At 38.1% G+C, this 14,870-nt stretch carries 10 protein-coding genes; 6 read left to right on the plus strand and 4 right to left on the minus strand.

Features of this window, described 5'->3' with window-relative positions; translation table 11 throughout:
• Positions 1-126 precede the first annotated feature (126 nt).
• From V6260_RS01185 to rluB, 3 genes are all read left to right on the plus strand, one after another.
• A complete protein-coding gene (locus V6260_RS01185) occupies positions 127-648 on the plus strand; it encodes an EF-hand domain-containing protein (protein WP_341592159.1) in 522 nt (173 codons plus the stop codon).
• 151 nt (positions 649-799) lie between these two features.
• The gene (gene scpB, locus V6260_RS01190; protein WP_341592160.1) at positions 800-1,390 is read left to right on the plus strand and encodes an SMC-Scp complex subunit ScpB; all 591 of its coding nucleotides are present in this window, start codon (positions 800-802) and stop codon (positions 1,388-1,390) included.
• On the plus strand, positions 1,387-2,256 hold the full coding sequence (rluB, locus tag V6260_RS01195; RefSeq protein ID WP_341592162.1) for a 23S rRNA pseudouridine(2605) synthase RluB: 870 nt from the start codon (positions 1,387-1,389) through the stop codon (positions 2,254-2,256). The genes scpB and rluB overlap by 4 nt, the downstream gene beginning before the upstream one ends.
• A gap of 83 nt (positions 2,257-2,339) precedes the next feature.
• On the opposite strand, the gene V6260_RS01200 is transcribed toward rluB, so the two are convergent.
• Positions 2,340-3,086 (minus strand): YciK family oxidoreductase, encoded by a 747-nt coding sequence (locus V6260_RS01200; RefSeq protein ID WP_341592164.1) that lies wholly within the window; start codon positions 3,084-3,086, stop codon positions 2,340-2,342.
• A 207-nt stretch (positions 3,087-3,293) separates the two neighbouring features.
• Between V6260_RS01200 and V6260_RS01205 the strand changes: the two genes are divergently transcribed.
• Together V6260_RS01205 and sohB are read left to right on the plus strand one after the other, a co-directional pair.
• Positions 3,294-5,723, plus strand: a complete 2,430-nt coding sequence (locus tag V6260_RS01205) for a VolA/Pla-1 family phospholipase (protein ID WP_341592165.1) — start codon at positions 3,294-3,296, stop codon at positions 5,721-5,723.
• 100 nt (positions 5,724-5,823) lie between these two features.
• The gene (gene sohB / locus V6260_RS01210; RefSeq protein WP_341592167.1) at positions 5,824-6,840 is read left to right on the plus strand and encodes a protease SohB; all 1,017 of its coding nucleotides are present in this window, start codon (positions 5,824-5,826) and stop codon (positions 6,838-6,840) included.
• A gap of 91 nt (positions 6,841-6,931) precedes the next feature.
• Here sohB and V6260_RS01215 read toward each other — a convergent pair whose 3' ends face one another.
• Positions 6,932-8,266, minus strand: coding sequence for a dicarboxylate/amino acid:cation symporter (locus V6260_RS01215; protein WP_341592169.1), 1,335 nt, complete (start codon positions 8,264-8,266; stop codon positions 6,932-6,934).
• 514 nt (positions 8,267-8,780) lie between these two features.
• On the opposite strand from V6260_RS01215, the gene topA reads away from it, so the two are divergent.
• Positions 8,781-11,483 carry a type I DNA topoisomerase gene (gene topA, locus V6260_RS01220; RefSeq protein ID WP_341592171.1) on the plus strand — a complete coding sequence of 901 codons (2,703 nt, stop codon included), beginning with the start codon at positions 8,781-8,783 and terminating at the stop codon, positions 11,481-11,483.
• 365 nt (positions 11,484-11,848) lie between these two features.
• Here the strand turns inward: topA and V6260_RS01225 are convergent, their stop codons facing one another.
• Both V6260_RS01225 and V6260_RS01230 read right to left on the minus strand, forming a co-directional pair.
• Complete coding sequence (locus tag V6260_RS01225) at positions 11,849-12,091, minus strand: hypothetical protein (RefSeq protein WP_341592172.1); 243 nt, start codon at positions 12,089-12,091, stop codon at positions 11,849-11,851.
• Between the two features lie 506 nt (positions 12,092-12,597).
• Positions 12,598-14,220: an alpha-glucosidase family protein gene (locus V6260_RS01230; protein WP_341592174.1), complete on the minus strand. Its 1,623-nt coding sequence runs from the start codon at positions 14,218-14,220 to the stop codon at positions 12,598-12,600.
• Positions 14,221-14,870 lie beyond the last annotated feature (650 nt).

Genomic DNA, 14,870 nt, shown 5'->3' on the forward strand with positions numbered 1-14,870 from the left:
TTTTTGAAACTGTTTTAAAAATGCACTTTACAAGCTTAAGTTGTTGATTCTTATTGGTTAACTATTATTGGCATTAGATTTGTATTAGTTAAAGTGACATTTAATTAATTACGAAGGATACGTCTTATGAAAAAGTTAACATTAGCAGCCACTATCTTAGCATCATTAAGCCTAGCGGCTTGTTCATCTAATCAAGGTCTTGAAAGAATAGACAGTGATTTTGCAAGTTTAGACAACGATAGCGATGGCTACATTTCAAAAGTTGAAGCTGACGACGATAGCATTTGGGGCCATTTTTCAAATATTGATACCAATATGGATAACGAAATCAGCCGTAAAGAATTCAACACTTATATGAAGTTAAACAGCGGTAAAGTGGCCACAGATGCTGAAGTAAGTGGGTCGGCATTTAAAGCTGAAATCGCTAAATTCGATAAAATCGAGAGCAGCTTTTCAAGCTTAGATAACGACAGTAATGGCTACATCTCAGTAGTTGAAGGTAACGATGATGACATTTCAAATCATTTTGGTTATATGGATAAAAACCAAGATAAGCGCATCAGTAAAAGAGAGTTTATGGGTTACATTAAAAAGTACGGTAACGCAGTAGCTGAAGATGATGCATTAGAAGCAATTAAACGCAGCTAATATTTGTTGTTTTAAAGAGTAATTTAGAAGCCAGTGATAGTCACTGGCTTTTTTGTGTTTTAAATCTAGTTATTTAATAGATATATTTTCCTAGTTCGGCGTTGTTCTGTCATAATAGATAGCTGTGTATTTGTATTTGTTAAGAGTGTGTATGGCGGGTAGGCGAATTAGTGATGAACAGCTAGTTGAAATCATTGAAGCAGCTATCTTTGTTGCAGATAAACCTGTGAGTAAGCGCCACCTTAAAGACACTGTATTAATAGATTTAGCTATTTCTATGGCGCGAATAAACGATGCTATAAATACAATACAAGAACATTTTCAAACCCGTGGTATCCGCTTAGTTGAAGTTGGTAGCGGTTATCGTTTTCAGGCATGTAGCAGTTTAAGCCCTTGGTTAAATAACTTGTGGCAAGAGCGCGCACCTAAGTATTCACGCGCATTACTCGAAACTTTATCTCTTATTGCATATAGGCAGCCTATTACGCGTGGTGAAATTGAGCAAGTAAGGGGTGTTACTACGGGTTCTAATATTATTAAAACTCTACTCGAAAGAGAATGGGTTAAAGTGGTAGGGCATAAAGAAGTTCCGGGTAAGCCGGCTTTATATGCTACTACTAAACAATTTTTAGATTATTTTTCGTTAACTGGGCTTGAAAATTTACCTGCGCTGCCAACTGAGCAGCAAAGTAAAATTAACCAGTTATTAAGTGATCCTTCTGTGAGAGAACCATCCGAATGAGTATACAAGGTGAAAAGTTACAAAAAGTCCTAGCCCGTGCAGGCGTAGGCTCACGCCGTGAAATGGAAAAATACATTGATGCAAACCGCGTTAGCGTAAACGGTAAAGTGGCAAAGTTAGGTGATCGTGTTGAAGAAACCGATTTAATTCGTGTAGATGGACACACTGTAAAGATTGAAGAAAAAGCAGATAGAGTATGTCGTGTAATTATGTACAACAAACCTGAAGGTGAGTTAAGTACACGTAAAGATCCAGAAGGGCGACGTACTGTATTTGACCGACTTCCTCGTATTGATGGCGAGCGTTGGATTGCGGTTGGTCGACTAGACGTTAATACTTCTGGCTTGATGCTCTTTACTAACGATGGCGAATTAGCTAACCGCTTGATGCACCCTAGTTATGAAGTAGAGCGTGAATACTCTGCGCGTGTATTTGGTGAAGTAACCAATGAAACACTTAAAAACTTACTACGTGGTGTTGAACTTGAAGATGGTCCAGCTAAATTCACGACTGTAACCCCTATGGGTGGCGAAGGCGTTAACCGCTGGTTTAACGTAACGTTAAATGAAGGACGTAACCGTGAAGTTCGTCGTTTATGGCAGTCTCAAGATGCGGAAGTATCTCGTCTTATTCGTATTCGTTATGGTAAACTAGAGCTTGACAAGCGCGTGCCACAGGGTGGTTGGATAGAGTATGATTTAGAAACAGTAAACTACTTACGCAAAACGGTTAAATTAGGCCGCGAGACACAAACTAAGCTTTCTGTTATGCCTGAAAAACGCAAAGATAAACGCGCTAAAATCAACCAGATCCGTAAAGCAGTTAAAAAGCACAATCAACGTGTTAAGCCTACTAAACGTAAATAATCAATTAGTTATTTATTGAACACGAAAAAGCCGCTAATTGCGGCTTTTTTAATGTGTGTTGTTTAAATTATTTAAACTCTAAATTACTTTTTTACTTGAGCATCTAACGATTCACCATTCACTTTACTAGAATCATCGCTCATCAAGTATAAGTAGGTTGGCATTAAATCTTCTGGTGTAGCAAGCGCGTCTCTATCTTCTCCTGGGTATGCAGCAGCCCGCATAGAAGTGCGAGTAGCGCCTGGATTAATACAGTTTATACGAATATTCGTTTTACCTACTTCACATGCCCATGTTTGCATCATACCTTCTACTGCAAATTTTGAGATAGCGTAAGGCCCCCAAAACTCACGGCCTTTGCGGCCTACACCTGATGACGTAAATACTATCGATGCATTATCAGACTTACGAAGAACAGGAAAAAGCGCTTTAGTGATCATCGCTTGCGCGGTCACGTTTACTTTCATTATGTTTTCGAACGTAGATGAGCAAAAATGTTCAAGTGGACCAAGTGACCCTAAAATACCTGCATTATTGAGCAAGCCATCAAGGCGGCCAAATTGATATTCAATTGTTGCAGCAAGGTCACGATAGTTTTGTTTAGTTGCGCCTTTTAAGTCCATGGGCACAATTGCAGGTTTAGGGTAGCCAGCATTAACAATTTCATCGTAAATACATTCAAGTTTATTAGTTGTTTTTCCTAATAAGATAACTGTAGCGCCGTATTTTGCATACGTAATTGCTGCAACTCGGCCAATACCATCACCGGCGCCTGTTATTAAAATAACTTTATCTTTAAGTGCGTTTTCAGCTGCTTGATATGTGTGCATAAAATTACCAATCTATAAAATTTTTTTGATTTTAACATAGCAAAACGTGAAGTAATCGAATTTATTGTAAATTTAGGTGGCGAAAATAGAAGCTTTACGTTAAGTTTAACTGGTCTAATGTCTCATTAATAAATTAGTTACACTATTTTAACTTTAACACACTGAATAAACACACTATAAAAATAAGATATGTGCGGAGCCAATAATATGAAAAAAATGCTACTTTCACTCTCGGTTACAGCTGCTTTAGCAGGTTGTGGCGGTGGAGAAACATTAACAGATGTCAAAAATGACACAGCACCCGTTATTCCAACGGCAACGGTAAGTTTTGACCCCGCTAATGGGGTTATATCTGTACCTAATGATTTATTAATGAGCGGCACTCAAGACGGTACACTTAATATTCCTGGAGAATTAGATGACGATAATGTATCTATTTCTCGTGCGGCTTATGCTGACCCTCAACTTGCACTTGGCGCACTTGATGGTTGGTCTTCTCAGGTCCCTTATAAAATTGATTTAAAATTCCCACCAAATGTTAGTTTAGATGAAGTATCTGCAGGGGCTCCTGGAACTGTAAGAATTTTTGAAGTTGTAATGGGTGCAAGTTTAACTGATGCAGAATGTTCTGTCGTGGCGGCTGGAACTGCCTGTAAACTAGTCGGCGAACTTACTTTTGGTGTTGACTTTATAACTCAAGCTTCAGGTGATGCCGTTGCCATTATTCCTTTAAAACCATTTACAGCCGGTAGCTCATATATAAATGTATTAACTACCGGGCTTAAAGATTCTTTAGGTCGTTCAATTGAACCTTCTTCTACTTATGCCTCTGTGAGTGAAGAAGCGCCATTAATTACAGAAGCCCAACTTGGTTTGCAAGGTGCTGTAAATAGCTACGAAAATGTAGTGGTTAGTTCAGGCGACATTTCAAAAGATGATATTATTTTCTCAAGTGCGATGACTATTCAATCAGCGGGGCCAGTACTTGGGACAATTAAAAAATTGCTAGCTGCAAGTTTGCAACAGCCTGCGTTACCAACGCCTGCGCTTCAAGTTCCTGAGCAACCAATGCTTAACGTTCAAGAAGTGTTTAAACTGCAGGGTATAGATGTATCTGATGCATTTTCTGGCGTGCAGTACCAAAAAGGTAGCATTATGTTACCGATGTATTTAGGTACGCCAACGGGTACTGATATTAGTGATTTAAGTGATACATATTGGCAAGGTATGTGTGATAACGCAGTGGCAATAATCGGTTACAAGGCCGTTGCTGGTGATGCATTTCCGACAGATCCTATTAGTGAAAATGATGGCTTATGTTCTGCATTAAGTGACGGGCAATTACGTGACTTAGGACTTGATAGCACACGTCATTTAACAAAATATAACTCCATTCCAAAAGTAGAAAGCATGGCAAATGTACCAGTGCAAGTTACTAAGCCTATTTTACCAATAATTAATGGTGTTCGTGCGCAGTTACAATTAGATCCTATCGCAATGCCTGATAGCGGATGGCCAGTTGTTATTATGCAACACGGTATTACAACACAAAAAGAAAGTATGCTTGCTTTAACGGCGCAGCTTTCTATTCAAGGCTTTGCAACGGTTGCTATTGACCATCCAAGACATGGTGAGCGTGGAATAGATGTTGATGGTGATGGAATAGACGACTTCAACGCAACAACGGGTTCAGTGCTTAGCTATATGAACTTAAGTTCATTACTTGTTGCGCGTGATAGCTTACGTCAATCAGCGGCTGATTTATTAGGTTTACGTTTAGGTCTAAACTTTATTAATGATGCAACGATTAATGCACAAGATGTAACTTACATTGGTCATTCACTAGGCTCTATTGTAGCCCCTGCATTTATTGCACAAGCCAATAACCCATTAGCGCCAACCGTTGACCCATTATTTAATGTAAACACAGTAGCACTTGCAAGCGGCGGCGGCGGTATAGCTAGCTTTTTACTTGAATCAGCAGCATTTGGCCCATTTATTCAAGGTTCAGTACTTTCACAAGCAGGTACCACAGAATCTGATGAGTTTAACGCGTATTTACAAGTTGATGCAGTGTCTAACTGTGGTGCAGTATTGCCAGATATGGAAGCATATTTAACCTGTGGTTATAACGAGTATGTAGCTTCTTTAACTACAGCTGGTGAAACAAGTAAGCTTACTAATATTCAAGGAGTGTTTACTCAGTTTGCATTTGCGGCGCAGACTGCGCTAGATAGTGGCGATCCAACTAACTATGCAGCCACTGTGAAAGCATTAGGTACTCCTGTTTATACTAATGTTGTTGTGGGCGATGGTGTTGATAACAAGCCTGACCAAGTGATACCACCAATGGCGGCTAATAATCCGATTTCTGGCACAATTCCATTAGCTAACTTGATGGGGCTTGAAACAGTAAGTACTTCGCAAGCATTGAATGGAACACCAACAAGCTACTTAGTTAAATTTACTAAAGGACATCATGGTTCTATATTAACGCCGGCTCAAGATGCTGCAAAGGCTGCGACTGTTGAAGGCAGTGCTGCCGCTAATGCTGAAATGCAGTTGCAAGTAGCTACTTACTTAGCTGCTCGTGGTCGAATGTTATTAGTTTCCAACCCTGAGGTTGTGACTGATTAATAGCCAATAAAATAATTAACCTTTAAAAGCCACTGAAAAGTGGCTTTTTTTTGCTTTAAAGCATGCTAAATTAGCTGAAATTTATAAATGGAGAAACCAATTGGAATTTTTATACGAATACGGTTTGTTTTTTGCTAAAACAATTACTTTTGTTATCGCTATAGCAGTTATTCTAATGCTAATAGTTGGCGCTGCAGTTAAGCCAAAAGCCAAAAAAGGTGAAATACAAATTGACGACATATCAGAGCAATTAGTCGATCTTAAAGAAAGTTTTTTACAAAATACGTTGGGTAAAAAAGAGCTTAAAGCACACCAAAAACAGCTTAAATCGCAAAGTAAAAAAACAGATAAAGATGAACCTAAACCTCGTTTATATGTAGTTGACTTTGTAGGTAGTATGGACGCTCACGAGGTAGAAAGTTTACGAGAAGAAATAACGGCCATTATCTCTATTGCCGATCCAAGTAAAGACAAAGTACTTATTCGTTTAGAAAGTGGTGGAGGTGTTGTACATGGCTACGGACTTGCTGCATCTCAGTTACAGCGTATTAAAAGTGCAGGTATTCCTCTGAGTGTTGCAATTGATAAAGTAGCAGCGAGCGGTGGTTACATGATGGCGTGTGTAGCCGATGAGATACTTGCAGCTCCTTTTGCAATAGTTGGATCTATTGGTGTGATAGCACAAATACCTAACTTTAATAAAATATTAAAGAAAAATGATGTTGAATTTGAGCAAATAACCGCAGGTGAATTTAAACGCACACTTACTTTATTTGGTGAAAACACAGATAAGGCCCGTGAAAAATTTCGTGAAGAAATTGAACAAACACATGATTTATTTAAAACGTTTGTAAGCACTCAACGTACAAGCTTAGATATAAACTTGGTTGCTACAGGTGAGCATTGGTTTGCAACTCAAGCGGTTGAAAAAGGTTTAGTTGATACTATTAAAACGAGTGATGATGCTTTATTAGAGCAGCAACATGAGCGTCAAATTTATAAAATTAAATACAAAGTTAAAAAAGGGTTGAGCGATAAGCTAGCTCTTGGCTTGAGTAGTGGTGTAAATAAAGTGGGAATAAACTTACTTTCTAAATTTAAGTCACTAAACCCTTAGTTTAGAATCTTTTATACGATTCAGTTTAATTCTTTCTACTTGAAAAAACCTTGATGTATTGCATCAAGGTTTTTTATAGCTGTATAGTAGCTTATGAGTCAATAGATTTATGATAATCTTCTAAATCTTTAGCAGCATTAGGGTCGTTAAAGATGCTCTCATCTAGCTCCCCTTCAGATTTAGCTACAACACAGGTAACCATACAATCACCGGTTACATTAACTGCTGTACGTGTCATATCTAGCAAGCGGTCTACACCGATAATAATTGCAATTCCTTCTACAGGTAAGCCAACTTGGTTAAGTACCATCGCCAGCATAATTAAACCAACACCAGGTACGCCTGCTGTACCTACAGAGGCAAGTGTTGCTGTCAATATAACCATTAGGTAATCAGAAATTGTTAAATCGACACTAAATACTTGTGCAATGAATACGGTAGCCACACCTTGCATGATAGCAGTGCCATCCATGTTAATAGTAGCACCCAGTGGGATAGTAAATGAGGCAACAGAGTTATTAGCACCTAGCTTTTTAGTCGCTGTTTCAAGAGTGATAGGCATGGTTGCACTTGAACTTGAAGTACTAAATGCAAATAAGCATGTATGCTTCATTTTTGCTAAGAAAGTAAGTGGGTTCAGGCCAGTTAATATTTTTAAAATTAATGTGTAATTTACAAGAGCATGCAACAACAATGCTAGTACTACAACGCCAAAGTATTTGGCTAAGCTCACAATTAAGTTAAGCTCAATTGTTGTAAATAGTTTTGCCATTAAAAAGAATACGCCATAAGGAGCAATGTTCATTAAAAGTGTAACTAGTTTTAAAATTACTGTGTTTAAATCCTCAAATACGGTAGCAACACGTTTACCCGCTTTACCGCTCAATGCCATTGCCACACCAAATAAAAGTGCAAACACAATAACTTGAAGCATATTACCTTTGGCCATGGCTTCAAAAGGATTTGTAGGAAACATATCTATAATTACACGTGCAAGGGTAGGTGCTTCTTTAGCATCGTAAGTTGCATTAGATGGAAGGCTGATGCCTTCACCAGGGCTAAATAATAAGGCAAGTGTAATAGCCACCGTTATAGCAATAGCTGTAGTTAATAAATATAAACCAATAGATTTACCACCTAGGCGGCCTAGTTTTTTAGGGTCGCTTAAGCTACAGGTACCACAAACGAGCGATACAAAAACAAGAGGCACAACTAACATTTTTAAACTGGCAATAAATATTTGGCCACCAACATGAAAAATACCATCTACGAAGAAGGCTTTAATTGGCAAAGAGAATAACCCAAGTGGTATTAGATAATCGTCTTCACCAGCTAATATAGCCTGAAATATAAAACCTACAGTAACCCCAAGCGCCATACCTATCATGATACGAGTAGTTAAACTCATTGAACGGATTTTTGACATATTTTCCAATCTACATTTTATAAATTTTCCATAGACTACCAGCAAGGAAATATTTACTACAGAAAAATTAGTATTTACGATGTTTTTTTTTGAATAATATTTAAAAAATATTAAAACTCGTTAAGTAATTAGGGTTAGTAATTTACTAAAAGTAATGAGAAGTAAGAGTACTAAAAATTCTTTATTGACCCATTTATATGCACACTTTTATACAAGGATTTAATGAGGTGCTTTTATTGCCGTAATCTTGATAGTTTACCAAAAGAGCTCTTTGTTGAGTAAAATTACTACTCAAAGGTTGGAATTGTGCTCGGTCTTCTATATATTTCCGTGAATTATCCTAAAAACGCTTGTTTGTTTAATTTAGCAACAAAAGTTGTTCGTTTATTCAGTAAATACTGAAAAGTTTGTATTAAAAGCTTGTAACAATTAGTGTTTGTAGATATACCTATAAATATTCGCGCCGTTTACGTCGGCAAACACATTTTAAATATTTGGTTAGAAATAGGCAACTATGGGCAAATCGCTAGTAATTGTAGAGTCACCTGCTAAGGCTAAAACAATTAATAAATATTTAGGTAATGATTTTATCGTAAAGTCTAGTATTGGACATGTACGAGATTTACCTACTTCAGGTTCGAGCAAAGCTAAAGTGCCGGCAACTAAAACGCCAGCAGAAGTTCGTAAAATGGAACCTGAAGAGAAAGCAGCGTATAAAAAGCAACGAGATTATACCAACCTAGTCGCGCGTATGGGTATTGACCCAGAGCAAGGTTGGGAGCCGCATTATGAAATTCTGCCAGGTAAAGAAAAAGTTGTTCAGGAGCTACAAAAGCTGGCCGAAAATGCAGACCAAATATATCTCGCAACGGATTTAGATAGAGAAGGGGAGGCAATTGCTTGGCACCTTCAAGAAATCATTGGTGGAGATCCTGAGAAATATAAGCGTGTAGTTTTTAATGAAATTACCAAAAACGCAATACAACAAGCCTTCGAAACACCAGGTGAGCTTAATACTGATATGGTTTATGCTCAGCAAACACGACGCTTTTTAGACCGTGTTGTTGGCTTTATGGTGTCACCTTTGTTGTGGGCAAAAGTTGCACGAGGTCTATCTGCAGGACGAGTTCAGTCTGTTGCGGTACGCTTATTAGTTGAGCGTGAACGTGAAATTAAGGCATTTATTCCAGAAGAGTTTTGGGATATTCATGCTGATGTTAAAAACGCTGAGTCACAGTTACGTTTAGAAGTAGCCAAACAAGCAGGCAAGCCATTTAAGCCTGTAAATGAAGCCCAGGCTACAGCAGCAGTTAAAAGCCTTGAGAATGCCGAATATAAAGTAATAAGTGTTGAGGAAAAACCAAGTAAGAGCCGCCCAAGTGCTCCTTTCATTACTTCAACCATGCAACAGGCTGCAAGTACCCGTTTAGGTTATGGTGTTAAAAAGACCATGATGCTTGCACAGCGTTTATACGAAGGTGGTTACATCACGTATATGCGTACTGACTCAACTAATCTATCTAAAGATGCGGTTGAAATGTGTCGTGAGTATGTAACGAACGAGTTTGGAGCCAAATACTTACCAAAGGACTCAATTAGTTATAGCTCAAAAGGTAATGCACAAGAAGCGCATGAGGCAATTCGCCCTTCAAGTGTTACCGTATTATCTGGCCATGTTGAAGGTGTAGACGCCGATGCTAAAAAACTGTACGAGCTAATTTGGCGCCAATTTGTAGCGTGCCAAATGGTGCCTGCTGAATACAACTTAACAACACTTACTGTTGAAGCTAACGATTTCCAACTTAAAGCGAAAGGCCGTGTGCTACGCTTTGATGGTTGGACAAAAGTACAGCCGGCGGTACGCAAAAAGAATGAAGAAGACCAATCATTACCAGCTATTAAAGAAGGCGAAGTCCTTACTTTAATTGAGCTTGATCCTAAGCAACACTTTACTAAGCCGCCAGCGCGCTTTAGTGAAGCAAGTCTAGTAAAAGAGCTTGAAAAGCGTGGTATTGGTCGACCATCTACGTATGCATCAATCATTTCAACAATACAAGATCGTGGTTATGTACGCGTAGAAAACCGTCGTTTCTTTGCTGAAAAAATGGGTGAAATAGTTACCGATCGACTAGTTGAAAACTTCACTGATTTAATGAACTTTGATTTTACAGCTAAAATGGAAGGTCGTTTAGATGACATCGCTGAAGGCGAACGCGTATGGACGCAAGTTCTAGACAAGTTTTATGCTGATTTTTCAACTCAATTAACTGTCGCTAAAGATGAGCCTGAGAATGGTGGCATGCGTCTTAATGAAATGGTTGAAACCGATATTGATTGTCCTACATGTGGCCGTAAAATGGGTATACGCACGGCATCAACTGGTGTTTTCTTAGGGTGTACTGGTTACAGCCTCCCGCCAAAAGAGCGTTGTACTACAACAATGAACTTGGTATCGGGTGATGAAGCTGTTGCTGCTGATGTCGAAGATGTAGAAACCGAAAAATTAATGCAGATGAAGCGTTGTCCTATTTGTGAAACTGCAATGGACTCATACCTAATTGACGAAAACCGTAAACTACATGTGTGCGGTAATAACCCGGCATGTAAAGGACATATAGTTGAAGAAGGTACCTTTAAAATTAAAGGCTACGACGGGCCAATTATTGAATGTGATAAATGTGGTTCTGACATGGAGCTTAAATCGGGTCGCTTTGGTAAGTACTTTGGCTGTAATAATGATGAGTGTAAGAACACACGTAAGTTACTTAAAAATGGTGAGGCTGCTCCGCCAAAAGAAGATCCTGTTCACATTACTGAATTAGAATGTGAGAAGTCAGATGCGTATTTTGTGCTGCGTGATGGCGCTGCGGGTATATTTTTAGCCGCAAATACTTTTCCTAAGTCACGTGAAACACGTGCACCTAAAGTTGAAGAATTAAAACGCTTTAGAGACCGTATTTCGCCTAAGTTTTATTATTTAGCCGATGCACCTGCTAAAGATCCTGATGGTAATCTTGCTGTTGTACGCTATAGCCGTAAAAATAAATCTCAGTATGTTATGAGTGAAGTTGACGGTAAAGCTACCGGCTGGACTGCTCACTATGAAGCAGGTAAATGGACAGAAGAAGCGAAGAAAAAAGCAGCGCCTAAAAAGAAAGCAGCTGCAAAAAAAGCACCAGCTAAACCTAAAGCGAAAGCTAAAAAAGAAGATGAATAAGCACGTTATTGCTTATTCATAGCTTTTTCATAGCTTTTGTATATCTAAAAAAACATAAAAACCGGAACGCACAGCTTGTGTCTATTCCGGTTTTTTTGTGCCTAGTTGAATGCTTTCGCAACGGCGTTATTCGCAGTACATTCACCAGAGTGAGTTACCAATTTGATTAAAACATGGTCACTTTAGCGTATTAAATAACTCAGTTACTGCGTTAAAAACTATTCATATATGACTGCGTAGATGCAGAAAGTAGGCATTGCAGGGAGCAGCTGCCGAGAACAAATATATGTCATGCTTTTTCGCTTAGCTATTGAGCTATTTTCTTGTAGCTTTAATAGATCACTAATTTAATGTAATTGGTATAATTAAATCTTAATAGAAGATACTTTTTTATAGCCTTCAGATTCAAGCTCATCATTTACGCATTTTAATACGTATGCATTTAGTTCTTCATTGCTTACGTCATCATCTTTAGCCCAGTTAACACACATTTCTGTGTATTCTTTTATCATTTCGGCTGAAGCTGTTGGCGTATCGTCTGCAACCGCATAAGTCGCAGATACTGCAAATAGTGGTGCTACGATTAATGCTAGCAATGCTTTTTTCATTCGTTTATTCCTAATAAATGGTGTGATGACTGATTTATCCAGTTTAAGGTTAGGTATAAATCAGTAGTGCCCAATTCAGAACAACTCTGTTGGTATGCTGATTTTTAATCGAAATTGAAAGAAAAGATAACGAAATTTTTTTATCGTGAGGATGAGTAATTTACTTGTCGGTTTTTTAACTTTAGTAAGTACAGCATTATTAGCTGGAGTAATATATTTAGTAGCTAAGAAAACTTGATTCTACGCTTTATATTAATAACCTGAGTTCGTGTTAGGGAAAATTGATTTATTAGGTTCAAAAATGAAATGGATAAGCGCCATTGTATATTTCTCCTATGAGGATATTTAAGTTTGTAATATCAGCCGTCTTATTTGCTTTAACTGAATGTCTAAATGTTGAAACTAAAAGTCACTAGTATGCGTTAAATACAAAAAACCCAAGTGAGTAGCTTGGGCTTTTTCGTGTGTAACGCGCTTAGTAAAATTTAAACGCAACTTTTGAGTCATTAACACTGAGCATAAAAGCAAGCGTAAGGCTCAAACGTTAGTATGTCTTGGCTTAATTTTGCTTTGTGGTGGCTAAGCTCATTATATTCTTTAACAATTGATGTCGGCATATCTATACTTGTTTGTTTAGAGCTTAGATTAAACATACAAAGCACTTTTTGCGATTCAAGCGTTCTATAAAAAGCAAGTACAGGCTCTGGCGTTTCTATAAATTCAATATCACCCTCAAGTAAGACTGTTTGGCCTTTTCGCCACGCCATGAACTCACGATAAGCGTTTAAAATTGAGTCATTATCCTTTGTTTGTATAGCTACTGATTGTTGTTTATGTGCATTATCAACGGGTAGCCAAGGTTTTACTTCACTAAAACCTGCATGAGATGAATCAGCCAGATCCCAAGGCATTGGTGTTCTACAGCCATCACGCCCTTTAAAATTAGGCCAAAACGTAATGCCGTATGGGTCTTGTAAATCTTCATAGGCCACACTTGCTTCACCCAGACCTAGCTCTTCACCTTGATACATGCACACGCTGCCACGAAGAGAAGCTAATAGGGCGGTTAGCATTTTACATTGTTGAGGGTTTACTTCGCCGCTTTCGCTCCACCGACTTGCTACACGTTCTACGTCATGGTTGCTAAATGCCCAGCATGGCCAGCCTTCAGTCATACGTTGTTCTAAAGTTTGAACCGTAGTTCTAATATATTCACTTGAATAATCATTTGTTAAGAGCTCAAAGCTATAACCCATGTGCAGTTTGTCACCACCTTGGGTGTACTGCGCCATTGTCGCTAATGAATCTTCTGACGATATTTCTCCAAGTGATACAGTACCTGGGTATTTATTAAGTAATGTGCGAATATCTTGCATAAACTCAATATTTTCAGGCTGAGTATTATTGTAATAATGGTACTGAAATGCATAGGGATTATCTTCACTAAAACCACGCCCCTGGCGCTTATCTTTTGGTTTAGCCGGATTATCACGCAATTGCGCGTCGTGATAGCAAAAATTAATTGCATCAAGCCTAAAACCATCAACGCCTTTTTTAAGCCAAAACTCAACATTATCAAGCACAGCTTTTCGAACATCTGGGTTATGAAAGTTAAGATCCGGTTGTTCGGTTAAAAAGTTATGCAGGTAGTATTGCCCGCGACGAGGCTCCCACTGCCAAGCACCACCACCAAAAATAGAAAGCCAGTTGTTTGGGGCTGTCCCATCATCTTTTGCGTCAGCCCAAACATACCAGTCGGCTTTACTGTTATTTTGATTTTCACGGCTATCAGTAAACCATTGGTGTTGATCTGATGTATGGCTTAACACCTGATCAATAATTATTTTAATATTACGAGTGTGGGCTTGGCTTATTAGCTCATCAAAATCATTTAGGTCACCAAAAAGCGGGTCAATGTCGCGATAGTCGCTAATATCATAGCCAAAGTCTTTCATTGGCGATTTGAAAAAAGGAGAAATCCAAATAGCATCAACGCCTAAGCTTTTAATGTAATCAATACGACTAATAATCCCTCTTAAATCACCAATGCCATCGTTGTTGCTATCTTGAAAGCTACGCGGATAAACTTGATAAATAACCGCACCTTTATACCACTGCTTTTGGGTCATGCTTTTCTCCGTCATTCCACACAGTATTAGATTATTTTTATTGTGATTGGATAAATCACGCTACTTTCAAAAAGCATACGTGAAGCCTTGAACACTGTAAAAAGTCTGCATACGTATGCACTGAAATTAACAAAATTAAATTATTAAAAATAAGCACTTATAGTACGTTTATAGGTGTTCTATTTATTTATTAATTGTTTACCAATTGTGTCACTTACTTAGTTTCTAACTTACATTGAATCTAACGTTTTGTCCTGTAAGGGAAATATATTACGAGTTCCACTTTTAATGGTCTGACCAATTTAATTTTTGGTTTATACTCAATATCTCTTATTTAGCATAGCGGTACTAATTAGTTTCACTTTGTTTACATTGCATTAGATGAAATATTGATTATTAAAGAAACAGATTTAACGCGGAATGTTCGCACCTCTATTTTCACTGATTTTATTTTCAATAAAATCAAGAGCTTATTTTTTAGGGTGAGGCTTATGCTAATGTAAAGTCACGCTGCAACTGCTGAATACGTATGCATAAAGTTGTTAATAAAATAAAGCTGGCGTTAATATTCATCCTGACAACAAAATCAGCTCGCCTGTTTGGCTATCACCTAAACATATAAGCGGGTATCACAATATGGGTAACGGGAA

Source organism: Pseudoalteromonas aliena (genome assembly GCF_038155085.1).
Lineage (GTDB): Bacteria > Pseudomonadota > Gammaproteobacteria > Enterobacterales > Alteromonadaceae > Pseudoalteromonas > Pseudoalteromonas aliena_A.

Excerpts from the sequence above, each read along its gene's own strand:
- V6260_RS01185 (WP_341592159.1), top strand. The coding sequence starts at position 127 with ATGAAAAAGTTAACATTAGCAGCCACTATCTTAGCATCATTAAGCCTA.
- V6260_RS01225 (WP_341592172.1), bottom strand. The coding sequence starts at position 12,091 with ATGAAAAAAGCATTGCTAGCATTAATCGTAGCACCACTATTTGCAGTA.
- scpB (WP_341592160.1), top strand. The coding sequence starts at position 800 with ATGGCGGGTAGGCGAATTAGTGATGAACAGCTAGTTGAAATCATTGAA.
- V6260_RS01200 (WP_341592164.1), bottom strand. The coding sequence starts at position 3,086 with ATGCACACATATCAAGCAGCTGAAAACGCACTTAAAGATAAAGTTATT.
- rluB (WP_341592162.1), top strand. The coding sequence starts at position 1,387 with ATGAGTATACAAGGTGAAAAGTTACAAAAAGTCCTAGCCCGTGCAGGC.
- V6260_RS01205 (WP_341592165.1), top strand. The coding sequence starts at position 3,294 with ATGAAAAAAATGCTACTTTCACTCTCGGTTACAGCTGCTTTAGCAGGT.
- V6260_RS01215 (WP_341592169.1), bottom strand. The coding sequence starts at position 8,266 with ATGTCAAAAATCCGTTCAATGAGTTTAACTACTCGTATCATGATAGGT.
- topA (WP_341592171.1), top strand. The coding sequence starts at position 8,781 with ATGGGCAAATCGCTAGTAATTGTAGAGTCACCTGCTAAGGCTAAAACA.
- V6260_RS01230 (WP_341592174.1), bottom strand. The coding sequence starts at position 14,220 with ATGACCCAAAAGCAGTGGTATAAAGGTGCGGTTATTTATCAAGTTTAT.